Here is a 16,097-nt window from a genome sequence, read left to right as displayed (position 1 = left end):
TTAAAAAAGCATTACCTTAATTCACTGACTTTTTCTCATATTGATAGCTTGTTAACACTTGCATTTTTACTTGATCAGGAACTAATGTTGTTAAAAAGCGTGCCATCGGTGTTATGTCATGCCGATTTTTAAAAGCCAATGGTTCAATTGCAACTAACATCACAATTAAATTATTTTCGGTAAGAAACAACTGTCCCGGAGCTCCCAACTTGCCTTTGGTATGTTTACCAATCCGCCAACTATGAAATGCATTGGCATCAAGTTGACTTTCTTTGGGTTCATATTGACCACTATTATTTTGAACCATGACGACCCCAATTAATTCTGCTGTTGGGTACTTACTTGCCATATCACACGCCACCTCATTTACTAATCAATTATTTTCATTATAACAATCCGTGGGAAATTCTACATAAAAAAAGACTAACGTATATCTACGTTAGTCTTCTTAAACGCGTTCCAAAAGTCAGAAACCGCAATGTAACGGCTTCAAAACGACTGTTGTCTCGCTTTCATTTCGTAACTAAATAATGCCAAATTACTTTGATTCTAATACAGCTTTACCTTTAGCCCATTGTTGAATGTTAACAACTTCAGCACTACGAACTTTCTTTGAGTAGTCGTGTGAAACTGGACGACGACGGGCCCATGAATTATATGGTGATCTAACTGCCATAATTATTTCCTCCATTTTTGTTATCGATAACTTTTCAAGTATACCGATATTTATACTATTCGTCAACCATCTTTATTTGTAGGCTAAGAAATTTGATTTTAAAGAACATCACTCTTATAATTAGTAAGTAATAATCGAAAAGAGGACTTACTATGGCTAAATTAACAGAAGAAATGAAACAAATGCTTAGCGAACAGTTACCTTTCTTAGCTACCGCTGATGAAAACGGGATGCCAAAAGTTGGTCCAAAGGGATCTCTCCACGTTTTGGATGATTCTCATTTAGCCTATTTTGAACATACATTTCGTCATGCATTCCATAACTTAACGGTTAATGGTCATGCAGCCGTTGCTGTTGCTGATCGCCCGGCACAAAAGGGATTCCGATTTGAAGGTCAGGTTCATATTCATCAAGATGATGACTTGGCGAAGGAGAATATTCCCGCTAGTCTTTACGAACGTTTCCCTCGTGCTGCATATGTTATCATCGATATTGAAAGTATCTTTAAATTAGATAACACATTAGAGGCTGGCACACAGATTTCTTAAAATTTAATATTGACGAATAAAGGATTGGCACAAAAGAAAATGTGCCAATCCTTTTTTAGTCTAAAAATATATTAATTATTTCGTTATACTTATTATAATTAACTATACATATATTCTAGTGAGAAAGTAGATTCTATGATAAAAGAGCAAAAATTATTTTCTAAATTCACGGTGTATCAAGTTAGTGAAATGACACCTGAAGATCGAGTCGTGCTAGTTGATAAGCATGGCATTCCTAACGAATTGATTGACTATGCCATTGACCCTTATGAAAGTGCCCGAATGGAATATGATGGTATCAATCGATATAATTTAATGATATTTGACATTGTGACACCTACGTCAAACCGAGCAACCACTGAGCCAATTAGTTTTTTATATACAATTGATCAATCCGTTCTTTATCTATTCACACGTAAAGAGACCAATTATGCCATCAATCACTTAATGAAATTAGCTGAAACACAGCTCACACAACCAATTGATCTCATTTTAGGTCTCACGGAGTCATTGTCTAGTGAATTCATGAAGTCAATTTTGACCATCAATCGTAAACGTTTGTCTATTCAAAGTACAATTAAATCAACCAAACCAACCCAACCAGCAATCAATCAACTCATGTCACTACAGACTGATTTAATTTATTTAATTAACTCATTACAAACAGATCATGCTCTATTAAACACACTACAAATGCATGATCGTCAACATTTAAACACAAAACAGCTTGAGCGTATTGATGATGTTGCGGTTGAATTGCAGCAAGCTTTAGATACCGGCAAATTGTCTCAAGAGGTAACGAGTAGTGTCGCGAACGCATTTGACAATGTTGCAAATGCAAACTTAAATTGGACCATGAAATTATTAACGGTTTCCTCAATCGTTTTAACGATGCCCACCATTGTTTCCGGCTTCTTTGGTCAAAACGTTGCTTTACCTTTCACGCATGCTGCTGGTGGTTGGCTTTATACCGTTATTATTACAATCATTTTGATGGTAATCATTACAATGATTCTTTGGCATTTTGGCTTTTTTAAAAAATAAATACACAATCCCTTCAGTATTTTAGAGTATGTTTAAAGAGGTTGAGACATTTTCTTTTGTCTCAACCTCTTTGTGCTAAACATGCATTAATTAACCGCGTGCTAAAATCTTTTTCAAGAAATGATAGATAGCATACTTAGGACCATTAATTGGGCGAACGAATGAACCAACCTTTTCTTCAGCATGACCCGAAAATCCTTGCTTGAAACCTAAGACACCATCAGAACCATCGAACACACCTGAAATACCATAGAAGTTATAGTGCGGAATTTGGCGTTTTAGTGCTTGTTCAAAGGCATACTCTTGCACCGCGTATGGTCCATAAAAATTCTTGTACTCATCATAAGTACCTGAGTACAAATAAATCATTTCATTAGCAGTCGCTAAGAACAAGGCACCCGCAATAGTTACCACATCTTTACCAGCCTGTTCATGTGCCATTTTTGCCTGCGTGATACGCTTTTCATGTTGCTTATGCTGATCTGCATATTCCGCACGTTGACGCTTTAGCTTTTTATAGTTAGGTTTTTCAGCGATTCGTGCATCAAGATTAGCCACAACTTCGGCTAAGTGATCACGTGCCTGTTGTTGTCCCTTGATATATGCAGGAAAATTCATTTCTGCAAATACAAAATAGGCATCATCACCATATTCATCAAAAACAGTTTGATAAAAATCTAAATCTTTATCATGATAATTTAGCCGATTAGCTGTATCTTGCGTCAATGCTTTAAAGTCAGGTAAATCAGCTTTTTCTAGGCGACGAACTTTGATGCCAAATTGATCAGTTTTCTTTAAGTAGTACTTGCCATCTTTACCAAAAGATGACCGTAAAGCTTTTGTCGTATCTTGAGCATCTAGTATTGGTTGTAGTGACTTAACATATTGCCATGATGGTGAAGAATTTGTTGTCCACCCTTTGGTAGCAGGCGTATGTTCAAAGCCAATTCTTGTTAAGGCATCAATCACTGTGCTTTCTGTATTGCCAATTTGCTGACCTTCATCGTCAAAACGTCGGTAAATCGCATTTGGCATTATCCGCAAAAATAAACCACGGTGTTCTTTCGCAAATGCCATCACGCCATCCACAAACGCCGCCACTAAATCTTGATCACTAAAATCAATAAGCATGCCACCATCAATTTGGAACATGTTTCCCATTCGAACAGGTATCCATGCCAACACAGCAGCTGCAACCACTTGATTTTCTTCAACTAAACCGACCAAACTTGTTTGCCAGCCACGACGAGCCAATAAACGCGATTGTGCTGCTGTTTGTAGATAACTACCAGCAGGGTGTGTTTGTGCAAATGACTCAAATTGTTCTGTTGTTAATTCTTTAAATGAACGTGTCATAGTTAACCCATTTCCTTATCTTCTTATCTATTACTTTGAATTATACGCTATCCAACTTAAATTTTGAAAAAGTACTGAATAATATAGTTTTCCACATTTAAAAATATCAGAATAACTTATAAAACAATCTCTATCATGCGATTTTTCCGTCTTTTGTAAAAAAATACTGTTTATTTTATGTTAAATTAGACCGTACCAGTGGAAAAAGTCACAGTATTTTCACCTTTTTCCACCATTTATCCACAGAAAATTGGGGTTTTACACAGACTTATCCACATTCTTAATTTAAAAAAAGTTGAGCTCAATCATTGAGTTCAACTTTATCCTAATCATTATATTACTTTAAATGTAATTTATGCGCTAGCCAAGTCGCACGTGGACCTAATACGGCTTCTCCAACATGTGTTTTAAGTACTGCAACGCCATAAATCGCCGCACCAACACCACCAGAGATCGCTAAATTCAGTAACTGCCATAACTTAGTATCTGGCGTAAACAATCCGATTGTATATGAAATTGGTGCAACCACAGCATACATCAACAAACTCCAGAATAAAATAATTACAAAGGTGTCATTAAATGATGCCCAGTCGATATGATACAAACTTGCTAAGTGACGAATAGCAACGATCATACCCAATAAGAAAGCAATCGTCGTTGATACCAATGGTCCCATACCCTGTAACCAAATTGTTAATGGTACTTGCAAAACAATCTTAACTGCAAATATAAATATTAGCAATCTCACTGTATAACGCAAACGACCCAATCCTTGATAGATGGCTAATACGACCATATACAAACTTAGGAAAATTGCTGAATAACTAGCAAATTGCAAAATCAAGGTACCATTCGTCAAATCTGATGTACGATAGAACAACACATACAGTGGGCGTGCAATTGCAACCATTCCCAAAACTGCAGGCACCATAACAAACGCTAACAACTTTAATGCGAATTGAATTTGCCGACCAATATTTTCTCGGTCACCTATTTCCCTTGCCCGAGCTAACATTGGCAAAGCTGTTTCTGCCATACCAACCGCTAATGAAACAACCAACATTACTAACTTATTAGAATTAAAGGCGAATTGCGCATACATTGCTTGCATTGCTCCATTCGAAATATCCGTAAAAGCACGTATAATTCTAAAGAATGTGTACTGATCAAACACTTGTACTAGTGAAATGGCAGATCCCGCAAAAATAACTGGCACAGACTGACGAGCCATTTTCATCAAGACAGCTCGTGCGTCAAAATGACGTGTTCTAACAGCATGTTTACGTTGTTCTGCAAAGAAACGACGACGCATGACAATGCCTAACAATAGCACTAGGATACCGGCTAATGCACCCCAAAAGGCTGCAAAAGTTGACTGAACAGTTGCATCTACCCAATCTCCATGGTGTCCAATCATAATCCAATAAGTCATTGCTAACATATAGATAACACGTACTAATTGTTCAACAAACTGCGACCAAGCTGATAGACCCATAAATTCAAATCCCTGTACGTAACCTCGTAACATAGATAGAATTGGAATAATTACCACGGCCGCAGACAACGCATGAATCACGCGTACGACATTTGGATCTCCTTGAGACAAGAGACCTGCTAATAAATAGAGAATAGCACCGACAGCAATTCCTAGAATCGCTCCCAAATTAATGGCTTGTCGAAAGACATGTCGGACAGCATCATATTGCTTGGAGGCACTGTACTCTGCAACTAGACGAGCTAAAACATTTGGTAGTCCAGCTGTTGATATCAGCAAAGCAACACTGTATATTTGATAACCTTGTGAAAACAACGAATTGGCAAGATTATAATAAACATTACCAATCATCGCAATCCACGGAATAATGTACAATGCACCCAACAACCTCGATGCAAGATTACCAATAGTCATCCAAGCTGAACCGCGAAGCATACGAGACTTAGCAGCCATCTCCGTTTCTTCAGTTTCAACATCTGCTGTTGGCTCTTCGCTCTCAACCGGTTCTTGCGCAGAAATAGCAGTTGGTGTTTGTACTGTATTAGTCGCATCCACAACTGTAGGTGCTACCATATTCGTTTTTTCTATGACCGTGTCTGGTACTTCATGTACCTTAAATGTCGAAACACCATTTGGCCGAACCTTCACCTCTGTCACTTTCTGATCAGAGAGAACATTATCTTCCGTGATACTATCCTCAGAGGATGTTTTATCATGGCGTTCTTCAAAAATTTCATCAATTTTTTTACCATTCAGTAATTGATTTAATTCTTCGAAACTAATATCACGCCGAAATGGCGACGTTGACGAGCCATTTTTTGATTGGTGTGATTTATCGTCAGCCATGTTACTTCCCCTTCCTAATAATTGATGACGCTACACAGACTCGAACTGTGATCTAAGACTTAGGAGGTCCTTGTTCTATCCTGTTGAACTATAGCGCCAATGACAACCTAATACATTATTATACACAAGAAAACCCATTGTTTGTAGATGTTTTTCACACACCATCTACAAATAATGGGTTAACTGTTAATTTATTAGCGCTGCCCACTGTTTTAGGATTGGCGCTATCGCAAAACTTTGTGCTCTTTCTAACGATTTTGTTGCTAAGGTTTCGCGCATTTCAATACTTTGAATGACTGGTTCTAAACGATACCACAATGAATCAACATCTTGTTTTGCTAATTCACCATAGATACCACCATCTAAAATTTCCACAGCTCCCGTATTATCCGTTGAAACAATTGGTAGTCCGAAAGACATTGCTTCTACCAAAACTAATGGCAAACCTTCCCATCGTGATGTGGCTAAGAAAATAGATGCTTCACGATAATGATCCGACAGTGCTTCATCACGTAAACCACCACGATAAATAATTTTATCTGCAACATCGTTAACTTTAATCAACCGTTTAAACGCTGCCATATCCTTAGGCAATCCTTCGCCAGCGATGGCGATATGCCAATCATCAGGTAACCGTTTCGCTAAATGTAGCAAAATATCGATTCCCTTGTGTTGAATCGCAATGCGTCCAGTAAAAGCAATCACTTTTTTGGTTAGATCTGCGCGTCCTTGAATTGGCATCGTTACCGGATTCCAAATTTTTTGTGCTTTATCGGTCACCGTTTGAAAACCTTGTAAATCAGACTCAGTCAAAGCAACAACGGCATCTGCAGCCTTAATACCCGCAACAAATTCTGGCCGCATCTCTCGGTAATACTGGTTAAAATAAGTTTGAATGTTATTATGCATCCACGCAATCATTTTGACTCTTGGCGCACGTTCCTTTAAATAAGGAATAAAACTTGCTAAAATACCTGCATTTAAAATTAGCACATCAATATCATGTTGTAAGATAACATCCGCCAAGTCTGACATTTGTTGCGCATATTTTTCCAAAGGCTTAGCACCATTTTCTGGCATAACTGGATGCACAGCGGGAATTAACTCCCCTTTGAGATCATAGTAACTTGGTACATCCGCCAATTGATAAAATGCAACATCAGCAAAATCTGAAATTGCATTACCAACAACTGTTGCTGCACGTTTCAAGCCACCCATACTCAAATTTTCGACAGTCATTAACACTTTTTTTGTCATGCTAATCCCCCTTCAGTTTCTTGGAACATAAACAAGACCGCCAATCTACCAAATTAAAATGATTAGATCAGCGGTCTTATTCGTATACAATAGTCACTTATGTTTCAACTGACTACCCTATGCTCAGACTAAAACCTACCTATTAGTATCGCTTATTCTAATTTAACGGATTAATTTTCTTTGCTTGCTTTTATACCACAAAGTTAACTAACTTACCAGGTACAACAATCACCTTTTTAGGCTCTGCACCATCTAGTTGCTTTTGCACATTTTCATTTTGCTTTGCTGCGGCAGTGATTGCATCACGGTCAGCATCAGCAGCAACCGTCACATGACCACGTAACTTACCATTCACTTGAAGAATAAGCTCAATTTCATCAGCAACTAATGCAGATTCATCATAAGTTGGCCACTCTGCATAGGCAACTGATTCATCCGCATGCAAGAAGCTCCACAATTCTTCTGTCATATGAGGTGCAATTGGGTTAAGTAATTTAATAAATCCTTCAACATATTGCACTGACAAACTATCTTGCTTATAGGCTTCATTCACGAAAATCATCATTTGAGAAATTGCTGTATTAAAGCGCAAGTTCTCATAATCTTCAGTGACCTTCTTAACAGTTTCGTTATAGATTTTATCTAGCTTATGGTCATTAATGGTTGTAATGTGATCACGAAGTTTGTCATCATCGTCAATAAACAAACGCCAAACACGTTCTAACCAACGACGTGATCCAGCTAGACCTTCTTCAGACCAGGCAATTGATTGATCCAAAGGTCCCATAAACATTTCATACAAACGCAATGTATCGGCACCGTACTCTTCAACCACATCATCTGGATTAACAACGTTACCCTTAGACTTTGACATCTTTTCGTGGTTTTCACCAAGAATCATTCCTTGATTAGCCAATCTTTGGAAAGGTTCTTTCGTGTGCACAACACCTAGGTCATACAATACTTTGTGCCAGAAACGTGCATACAACAAATGTAGCACCGCATGTTCTGCACCACCGATGTACAAGTCAACATTTCGCCAATAGGCTTCAGCTTCTGGAGAAACAATTTCTTGATCATTATGTGGATCCATGTAACGTAGATAATACCATGATGAACCAGCCCACTGTGGCATCGTGTTAGTCTCACGCTTACCTTTACGACCATTTTCATCAACAACATTGACCCACTCATCCACATTGACCAAAGGTGACTCACCCGTACCAGAAGGCATGATGTTATCAACTTCTGGTAAACGTAATGGTAATTCTGATTCAGGAACTAGCGTTTGCTCACCATCTTCCCAATGAATTACTGGAATAGGTTCACCCCAATAACGTTGACGTGAGAAAATCCAATCCCGCAAACGATAGTTCACTTTCTTATGACCAGCATGGTGTTCTTCAAGCCAATCGATCATCTTCGTAATAGCTTCTTCTTTACCCAAGCCATCTAGGAAGCCAGAATTGATATGCTTACCATCGCCAGTATAAGCTTCTTTGGTAACATCTCCACCTTCAATAACTGGACGAATTGGTAGATTATACTTTGTAGCAAAATCATAATCACGAGTATCATGTGCAGCAACCGCCATAATGGCACCTGTTCCATATGAAGCCAGGACATAATCACCAATCCAGATAGGCAATGCCTCACCATTAACTGGGTTGATTGCATAGGCACCAGTAAATACACCAGCCTTGTCTTTATTCAAATCTGTACGTTCCAAATCTGACTTAGAAGCAATTTCCTTCTTAAAGGCATCAACTGCAGCTTTTTGATCTGCACTGACAATTTTATCAACTAATTTGTGTTCAGGAGCCAATACAAGATATGTTGCACCAAACAAAGTGTCCGCACGTGTTGTGAAAACTTCTATTTCATCATCAAAATCTTGGACTTTAAAGTTGGCTGATGCGCCAATTGAACGTCCAATCCAATGACGTTGTTGTTCCTTAATCGCCTCGGGCCAGTCCAAATCATCCAAATCATCAATTAAACGATCTGCATAGGCTGTAATCTTCAATGCCCATTGGCGCATTGGCACACGATATACTGGATAACCACCACGTTCAGTCTTACCATCAATGATTTCCTCATTAGCAACAACGGTACCACCATTATAGTCTGGTGCCCAGTTAACCATGATTTCATCTTCGTAAGCTAAACCTTTTTTGTACAATTGTTCAAAAATCCACTGCGTCCATTTATAATATTTTGGATCAGTTGTATTAACTTCACGTGACCAATCATATGACAAGCCAAGTGACTTCATTTGATGGCGGAATGTCTTAACATTCTTGGCTGTCACTGTCTTTGGATCTTCACCAGTTTTAATGGCGTATTCCTCAGTTGGCAAACCAAAAGCATCAAATCCCATCGGATGTAAGACATTATAGCCCTGCATACGTTTCATACGTGACACAATGTCTGTTGCAGTGTAACCTTCTGGATGGCCAACGTGTAGCCCTTGACCAGAAGGAAACGGAAACATGTCCATTGCAAAAAACTTTTCTTTATCAGAAACATTTGATGTTTTAAATGTCTGATGTTCATCCCAAAAATGTTGCCATTTTTTCTCTACTAATTTGTGTTGATATGCCATGATTGATAACCTCACTTTAATAGTCTTACTTTATCAAAAAAAGACCGAGCTTTCAATATTCAGCAAGGATTAAGGGCATCAATTATTATTCATATTTTCGGAACATTTTGTGCTAAACTAATTAAATGAGAAAGAATTAAGAAGGAGGAATTCAAATGAGACATCTAAGAAAATTTGATTATCTACAATTAGCTGTAGCTTTCACTGGGTTAATCATTTTTATTGTCCTAGCTATTGGCTATGTTAACGACTTTGGTTATATTCATTGGCTAGATCAATTTGGATTCCGTTACCTTCGTGAACCATTAACACCAGAAAGATCTTGGTTTTTTCGGAATATCACCCGTGCTGGCAATACAAAATGGACAGCTTTGGTCATGGTGGTAACGACAATTATTGCTTTATTAATTCGTAAAGTAGACGTCGCTGTGTTTATGATGGTTAATGTCGGCGTTTTCGGTTTAGGTGTGATGTCGCTATTTAAGCATATTTTCCATCGACCACGTCCAGCAATCTACCACGTGATTGAACAATCAGGTTACTCATTTCCCTCGGGTCATGCACTAAACGCCATTCTTCTATATGGTTCTTTAATTGTTTTAGTTCACTACTATCTAAAATCCGAAGACAACCTACGCTATGCCTTTATGACATTATTATCTGGACTAGTTATCGCCATCCCCGTTAGTCGCGTCTATTTGGGTGTCCACTATTTTTCAGATGTTCTGGCTGGCTTTGGTTTAGGAACTTTCTTATTAATCATGTCAAAAGAAGTAATTTTTAAATATCGTACACGAGAGGTTTTCGAAAATGCGCTCAATCCAAAATCTAGTTCAAATATCACTCAATGAATATCTCACTCCTGGTGATTTAGCCATTGATGCAACAATCCGTCATGGTGACATTACGCGATTCTTAGCTAGTCGCGTTGGAGATACTGGAAAAGTGCTAGCTTTTTCAGATACAAAATCTGAAATTGACGATGTGGCAACTTCTTTATTTTTAAGTGGTTTAAACGAACGTGTGGACTTAATCAGCAAAAACTTTGCCAATATTCCCGCCTACCTGGATCCAACACATCCTGTTGGTGCAGCTATTTTTCAATTAGATGAAAAAACGCCAACTACTGATGTTGAATCAGTTGTTAAATCACTACTAATGGTCCTAAAAACAGACGGCTTATTATGTCTACTTAGTGAAGACGATACGTTGTTAGCTCCAATCAAAAATTACTTAGCAAAATTACCGGAAAATTCTTATAGCGTTGCCTATTACCAAGATGTTTTAGCACAGAATAGCGCCTTGGTCGTACAACGTCATTAAAAAATCATCGCCTACGAAAGATTACTGTAGACGATGATTTTTTAATTATTACACTAACAACGATTTTGCTAAGTAGAAGCAACCCAAAACACCAGCATTATCACCATGATCAACATGGACAATGTATTTATCTAATTGACCAACTGGTAGATAATCGGCCAATTGTTGTGCAAATGACTCACGTACCATTGGCAATAAAATCTCACGATGAGGCACACCACCACCAAAGACGATTCTATCAGGTCGTAAAATTGTCGTATAGGTTACGAGTGCCTGTGCAAGGTAGTCTGCTTCAATTTCCCAAGCTAAATGATCGTCAGGCAATGACTTAGCTGACTCATGCCAACGTTCTTCAATAGCTGGTCCTGAAGCTAATCCTTCTAAGCATCGGTCACCATGAAATGGGCAATGACCAGCGTATTGATCTTTAGGATGTTTGCGCATCATAATATGTCCGGCTTCAGGATGTGAATTACCGCTTAACAATTGACCATGTTGAATAATCCCTGCACCAATTCCTGTACCAACCGTTAAGTAGACAACATTTTCAACATCTTTGGCTGCTCCAGATACATATTCTGACCACCCAGCACCGTTCACATCAGTTGTCCAATAGTAAGGTATATCACGCCACGCTTTCATTGCACCTAAGAAATCATAGCCTGACCAGCCTCTTTTTGGTGTATCCAAAACATAACCATACGTGTGACTTTGTGGGTTAATATCAATTGGTCCAAAAGCAGCTATCCCAATAGCGGCAATATCTGGAAATTGATCAAAAAAGTTAATAACTTGATTAATAGTTGCTGGTCCATCCAATGTCGGAAAACTCTCCCGAGCAATCACCGTATCTGGGTCATTCACATCAGCTACTGCAACAACAAACTTTGTTCCACCTGCTTCAATTGCTCCTAAAAGTGGCATTTCTCTTCTCCTATTTTATCATTTCATTTTTTATATTTAACCGTGTTTTTCTCTAATTCATACGTTGTTGCTTGTACATCCGCAAAGTTGATTTTATCCAGCACAACATTTGGATGAATCTCACTATAATAACGTTCTGTAAACACTGTGTCACCATCATTAATAAAGAACTCTACTGAACTACGATCTATCAATAACTGCAATGTCATGACTGCTGCTGACTTTACATAGCCAACACGTTGATCTGGACGATCTGATCTTGCAATGGTTAGTTTGTTTGCCTGATGATCATAGTGTAACGTAAGAACAGCATCATTTTCTGCCATAAATTTCAAAGTATAGTCTTCATCTGTCTTTAATTGTAGTTGCACTTCATGACTATCAGCTTCTGACAGGACTAATTGTTCTGTAGCGTTCGGTGTAAATGGCACTGCTTTTTTTGAACCATTAATCCTTAACTGATCAAGCTCCGCAACTGGGTTCATGTAAATGTGATTGTCTTTAATCGTTAATTCTCTAGGAAAAGTTAAGGCACCTGCCCAACCATCAGCCTGTTCTGGCATAATGCTCTCCCACATTGCCATCCAGCCAAACATCAATCGACGACCATCCGGTGCCAACATTGTCTGACTTGCATAGAAATCATGACCATGATCTATTTCGACAAATGCATTTCTTTCAAATTGCGCTGTATCAACATCCAATTTACCAATCATATAACCTGTCTGGTGTAAGTTTAAATATTTTTCATGATTTGGCTGAATACCCTGCGGAGACATCAACAAAACGTCTTGCCCTTCAAGCGAGAAAATATCCGGGCATTCCCACATATAACCCTCTTGGTCTGCTGTATCAGCTTGCGCAATAGCACCTTCATATGTCCAATTAAGTAAGTCTTTTGAAGCATATAGCAACACACGTCCAACCTTTTCTGCTTTCGTTTGACCACCTAAAATGACGTAATACATATCTCCTTGTTGCCAAACTTTAGGATCACGGAAATTCGCAGTATTATCGCTTGGTGGCATCGAAATCACTGGATTATTTTCATACTTTTTAAAATGAATGCCATCTTCACTAATTGCAATGTTTTGATCTTCATAAAAATCATCATCATGACCACTTTCACCAAAATGATGTCCCGTATACATTAGGTATAGTTTGTCATCTTTAACAATTGCACTACCAGAAAAAATACCATTTTTTGCAATTGGCTTTTCAGGAGTCAACGCAATTGGTAATGATTCCCAATGAACAAGATCTAAGCTGCGTGCATGTCCCCAATGCATTGGCCCCCATTCTGCACTGTAAGGGTGGTATTGGTAAAAGATATGATAATAACCTTTAAAATAAACAAAACCATTAGGATCATTTATCCAACCTGCTGGCGCTGTCACATGAAAATGTGGACGATAACGTGGATTAGTTACTTGCATAAATGTATCATTCATCATTAAAAATTCCTTTCTTACTTAAGCAGCTTTACTAACTAATGGCTCGCCATTAACATCTTGATTGTCTTTTTTAATAACAAAGAATGCATAGATTCCCGCAGCGATAACGATAATTGTAATAATATGGAATGTCACTGCATAACCTGAGTTATCTCGCAACATACCCAACGGTGTTGAAAGGAAAACCTGACCTAACTGTGCGGCAACTTGGAAGCCTATCATATACAACGTTGCCGATAATTTTGTATCAAAATGAAGTGTAAAATATCTAAAAATCGACAGAATAAATAATGGTGTTTCAAACGAGTGCAACATCTTCACAAACGAAATAGCAACTGGGTTATCAATAAAACCACATAATCCGATTCGAATTGCCATAATTGCAATTCCTAACAATAATGTGTTACGAACACCAATTTTATTCATAATGACTGGTACAATCCCCATCATAATTGCTTCAACAAAGACCTGGATCGAATTCAAATTACCGTACATCTGTTGACCTTGTGCAACAGATGAAAATAATCCTGCATAGAAGCTCGGAAACATTTGTTGATCAAATACAGTATAGAAAGTCCATGTAAAGAAAATCAAGACAATAACTACCCAAAGATCACGCATCTTCAACAAAGACAACATTTCTCTTACGCTTGGTACTGTTTTTTCAGTTTCTTGAGCACTACGTACTCGTTCAAGACGTTCGGCTTTTGGCACCCAAAAACAAACATTTAGCAATAATAGCACACCAAATATTGATCCAACCCAGAAATTTAAATCAGGGTTAATGACAAATAAATGGCCAGCCAATAGTGCAACCACCGCATAGCCAAATGATCCCCATGCGCGTGCCTGACCATATTCAAATTTGAAAACGCGACTGAAGCGCTCAACTAGTGCCTCATAAATACCTGTCGTTGCTAAAAATCCTGCTGAAAGAAAAATTGAACCAACCACCAAGCCCATGGTGAAGTTAGTATGTAACATTGGTTCATAAGCATAAATAAAGAATGGACCCACTAATGCCGCACAAACACCGCTGAATATTAGTAAATGCCTTTTAATTCCCAATTTATCTTGTAATGTGCCATAAAAAAACATTAATACTAAGGTCACTAATGAATTAGCGGAATAAATTGTTCCAACGGCACTACCATCCAAATTCAAACCGCTTTTGGCAGTTAACCATAATTGAAAGAAAGACCACCAAATACCCCAAGATGCGAAGTACAATAACATTGTCACTGAACTTTGAAGATAAGACTCATTTTTAAAAGCCTTCATATATTTAGACATACGACGTCCCCCCATAGTAGAAAGATAACTGTATAATGCAGTCACTGGAATGTAATCGCTTTCACGAATTGTATTATATACTGTTTTTAAAACGTATGTCAACCGGTTGATATATACTTAAATAAAAAAACCAGATAACTGGTCTTTTCCCCTTTATTTAATTCCGGTCCGACCGTCCCATAAAGTTACTGGTAATATGTATTCCGGTTCTGTTTGAACGCCAGAAATACGCTTTATTAGAACATCCACCGCTGTTTTGGCCATCTCTTCAATGGGCTGTATAACTGTCGTTAATTCTGGCACAATATTGCGCATTAATTCTGTACCATCATAACCGACTACTAGTAAATTATCTGGTATCTTTCTACCACGTTCCTCAGCAATTGTCATAATGATTTTTGCATCCACATCATTTGATGCAAATATTGCTTCTACATTAGGATATAAATCAAATAATTTGTTATACTGCTCTTTTTTTTCGTTATAGGATAGTCTGAAATCTACCGTAAATGTGTTGTGTGGTAGCCCATGATCCTGCATAACTTTTTCATATGCTAATCTGCGTCGATTTGCAGGTGTTTCTAAATCAACTGGGCCATTTGTGTGAATGATTTGTTTAACACCCGACTTAATTAATCTCTCTGTTGCCAGTACACCACCATTGTAATTATCTGACTCTACTATCGGAATATCACTATTCATTACACGATCAATTGCTACCACTGGTAAATGGCTATATTTATATTCTGCAATACCTTGATTATGTGTACCAACAATCAATCCATCAACTTGACCAGCTAATAGTTGATTTAAATAATCCGTCTCTTTGGATATATCCTGCAAGGAATTACCAATAATGACCTTAAACTGTCGCTGATACAATTCGTATTCTAAATAATCAACTAATTCGCCGAAAAAAGGATTTGATACTGTCGGAAAAATAAGTCCGATTAAACCCGTTTTTTGCTTAAACAATTGTCGAGCCGCTGCATTGGGCTGATAATTGAGTTGTTCCATAGCATCATGTACTTTTTTTAACGTTTTTTCACTTAAATAACCTCTATTATTAAGCACTCGTGAAGCAGTTGTTTTTGACACACCAGCTAATTTTGCGACGTCTTCTAATTTTGGTTTCATACCTAATAACCATACTGCCTTTCAAAATTTATCTTAATAATATTATTGTATCAAAGCCCTTAACAATTCGCTTTTTTTAAACAAAAAAGGTTGGAACACAAGAAAATGTTCCAACCTTTTCCGCTAAAAACAGCTTAAT

14 protein-coding genes and 1 tRNA gene are annotated in these 16,097 nt (G+C 37.8%); 4 read left to right on the top strand and 11 right to left on the bottom strand.

Going from position 1 to position 16,097, the window contains the following annotated elements; genetic code table 11:
* Positions 1 to 16: 16 nt before the first annotated feature.
* Positions 17 to 349, bottom strand: a complete 333-nt coding sequence (locus tag QRX23_RS01175; protein WP_330155647.1) for a DUF7671 family protein — start codon at positions 347 to 349, stop codon at positions 17 to 19.
* A gap of 189 nt (positions 350 to 538) precedes the next feature.
* A complete protein-coding gene (locus QRX23_RS01170) occupies positions 539 to 676 on the bottom strand; it encodes a hypothetical protein (protein WP_330155646.1) in 138 nt (45 codons plus the stop codon).
* Positions 677 to 828: 152 nt separating this feature from the next.
* Here QRX23_RS01170 and QRX23_RS01165 point away from each other — a divergent pair, with 152 nt between their 5' ends.
* Both QRX23_RS01165 and QRX23_RS01160 read left to right on the top strand, forming a co-directional pair.
* Positions 829 to 1,224, top strand: coding sequence for a pyridoxamine 5'-phosphate oxidase family protein (locus tag QRX23_RS01165; RefSeq protein ID WP_002828755.1), 396 nt, complete (start codon positions 829 to 831; stop codon positions 1,222 to 1,224).
* A 135-nt stretch (positions 1,225 to 1,359) separates the two neighbouring features.
* Complete coding sequence (locus tag QRX23_RS01160) at positions 1,360 to 2,268, top strand: magnesium transporter CorA family protein (RefSeq protein ID WP_330155645.1); 909 nt, start codon at positions 1,360 to 1,362, stop codon at positions 2,266 to 2,268.
* A gap of 90 nt (positions 2,269 to 2,358) precedes the next feature.
* Here QRX23_RS01160 and QRX23_RS01155 read toward each other — a convergent pair whose 3' ends face one another.
* The 5 genes from QRX23_RS01155 to leuS all read right to left on the bottom strand — a co-directional run bounded on the left by QRX23_RS01155 (position 2,359) and on the right by leuS (position 9,827).
* A complete protein-coding gene (locus QRX23_RS01155) occupies positions 2,359 to 3,624 on the bottom strand; it encodes an aminoacyltransferase (RefSeq protein WP_330155644.1) in 1,266 nt (421 codons plus the stop codon).
* A 337-nt stretch (positions 3,625 to 3,961) separates the two neighbouring features.
* On the bottom strand, positions 3,962 to 5,965 hold the full coding sequence (locus QRX23_RS01150) for a putative polysaccharide biosynthesis protein (RefSeq protein ID WP_330155643.1): 2,004 nt from the start codon (positions 5,963 to 5,965) through the stop codon (positions 3,962 to 3,964).
* A 25-nt stretch (positions 5,966 to 5,990) separates the two neighbouring features.
* Positions 5,991 to 6,063 (bottom strand) — tRNA-Arg (locus QRX23_RS01145).
* Positions 6,064 to 6,151: 88 nt separating this feature from the next.
* Positions 6,152 to 7,222, bottom strand: a complete 1,071-nt coding sequence (locus tag QRX23_RS01140) for a glycosyltransferase (protein WP_002828761.1) — start codon at positions 7,220 to 7,222, stop codon at positions 6,152 to 6,154.
* A gap of 190 nt (positions 7,223 to 7,412) precedes the next feature.
* Positions 7,413 to 9,827 (bottom strand): leucine--tRNA ligase, encoded by a 2,415-nt coding sequence (gene leuS, locus QRX23_RS01135; RefSeq protein ID WP_330155642.1) that lies wholly within the window; start codon positions 9,825 to 9,827, stop codon positions 7,413 to 7,415.
* Positions 9,828 to 9,982: 155 nt separating this feature from the next.
* Between leuS and QRX23_RS01130 the strand changes: the two genes are divergently transcribed.
* Entirely contained in the window at positions 9,983 to 10,678 is a 696-nt protein-coding gene (locus QRX23_RS01130; RefSeq protein WP_002828764.1) for a phosphatase PAP2 family protein, read from the top strand.
* A complete protein-coding gene (locus QRX23_RS01125; RefSeq protein ID WP_330155641.1) occupies positions 10,638 to 11,150 on the top strand; it encodes an rRNA methyltransferase in 513 nt (170 codons plus the stop codon). Before QRX23_RS01130 ends, QRX23_RS01125 begins: the two co-directional genes overlap by 41 nt.
* A gap of 48 nt (positions 11,151 to 11,198) precedes the next feature.
* Here QRX23_RS01125 and QRX23_RS01120 read toward each other — a convergent pair whose 3' ends face one another.
* From QRX23_RS01120 to QRX23_RS01105, 4 genes are all read right to left on the bottom strand, one after another.
* Entirely contained in the window at positions 11,199 to 12,074 is an 876-nt protein-coding gene (locus tag QRX23_RS01120; RefSeq protein WP_330155640.1) for an ROK family protein, read from the bottom strand.
* Positions 12,075 to 12,097: 23 nt separating this feature from the next.
* Entirely contained in the window at positions 12,098 to 13,528 is a 1,431-nt protein-coding gene (locus tag QRX23_RS01115; protein WP_330155639.1) for a glycoside hydrolase family 32 protein, read from the bottom strand.
* An 18-nt stretch (positions 13,529 to 13,546) separates the two neighbouring features.
* A complete protein-coding gene (locus QRX23_RS01110) occupies positions 13,547 to 14,821 on the bottom strand; it encodes an MFS transporter (RefSeq protein ID WP_040761002.1) in 1,275 nt (424 codons plus the stop codon).
* A 153-nt stretch (positions 14,822 to 14,974) separates the two neighbouring features.
* Positions 14,975 to 15,958 (bottom strand): LacI family DNA-binding transcriptional regulator, encoded by a 984-nt coding sequence (locus QRX23_RS01105; protein WP_330155638.1) that lies wholly within the window; start codon positions 15,956 to 15,958, stop codon positions 14,975 to 14,977.
* Between the last annotated feature and the right edge of the window lie 139 nt (positions 15,959 to 16,097).

The organism is Weissella paramesenteroides (assembly GCF_036327715.1).
Classification (GTDB): domain Bacteria; phylum Bacillota; class Bacilli; order Lactobacillales; family Lactobacillaceae; genus Weissella; species Weissella paramesenteroides.
The sequence above is the reverse complement of the archived record's forward strand: the minus strand, read 5'-3'. Positions and strand labels throughout refer to the sequence as shown.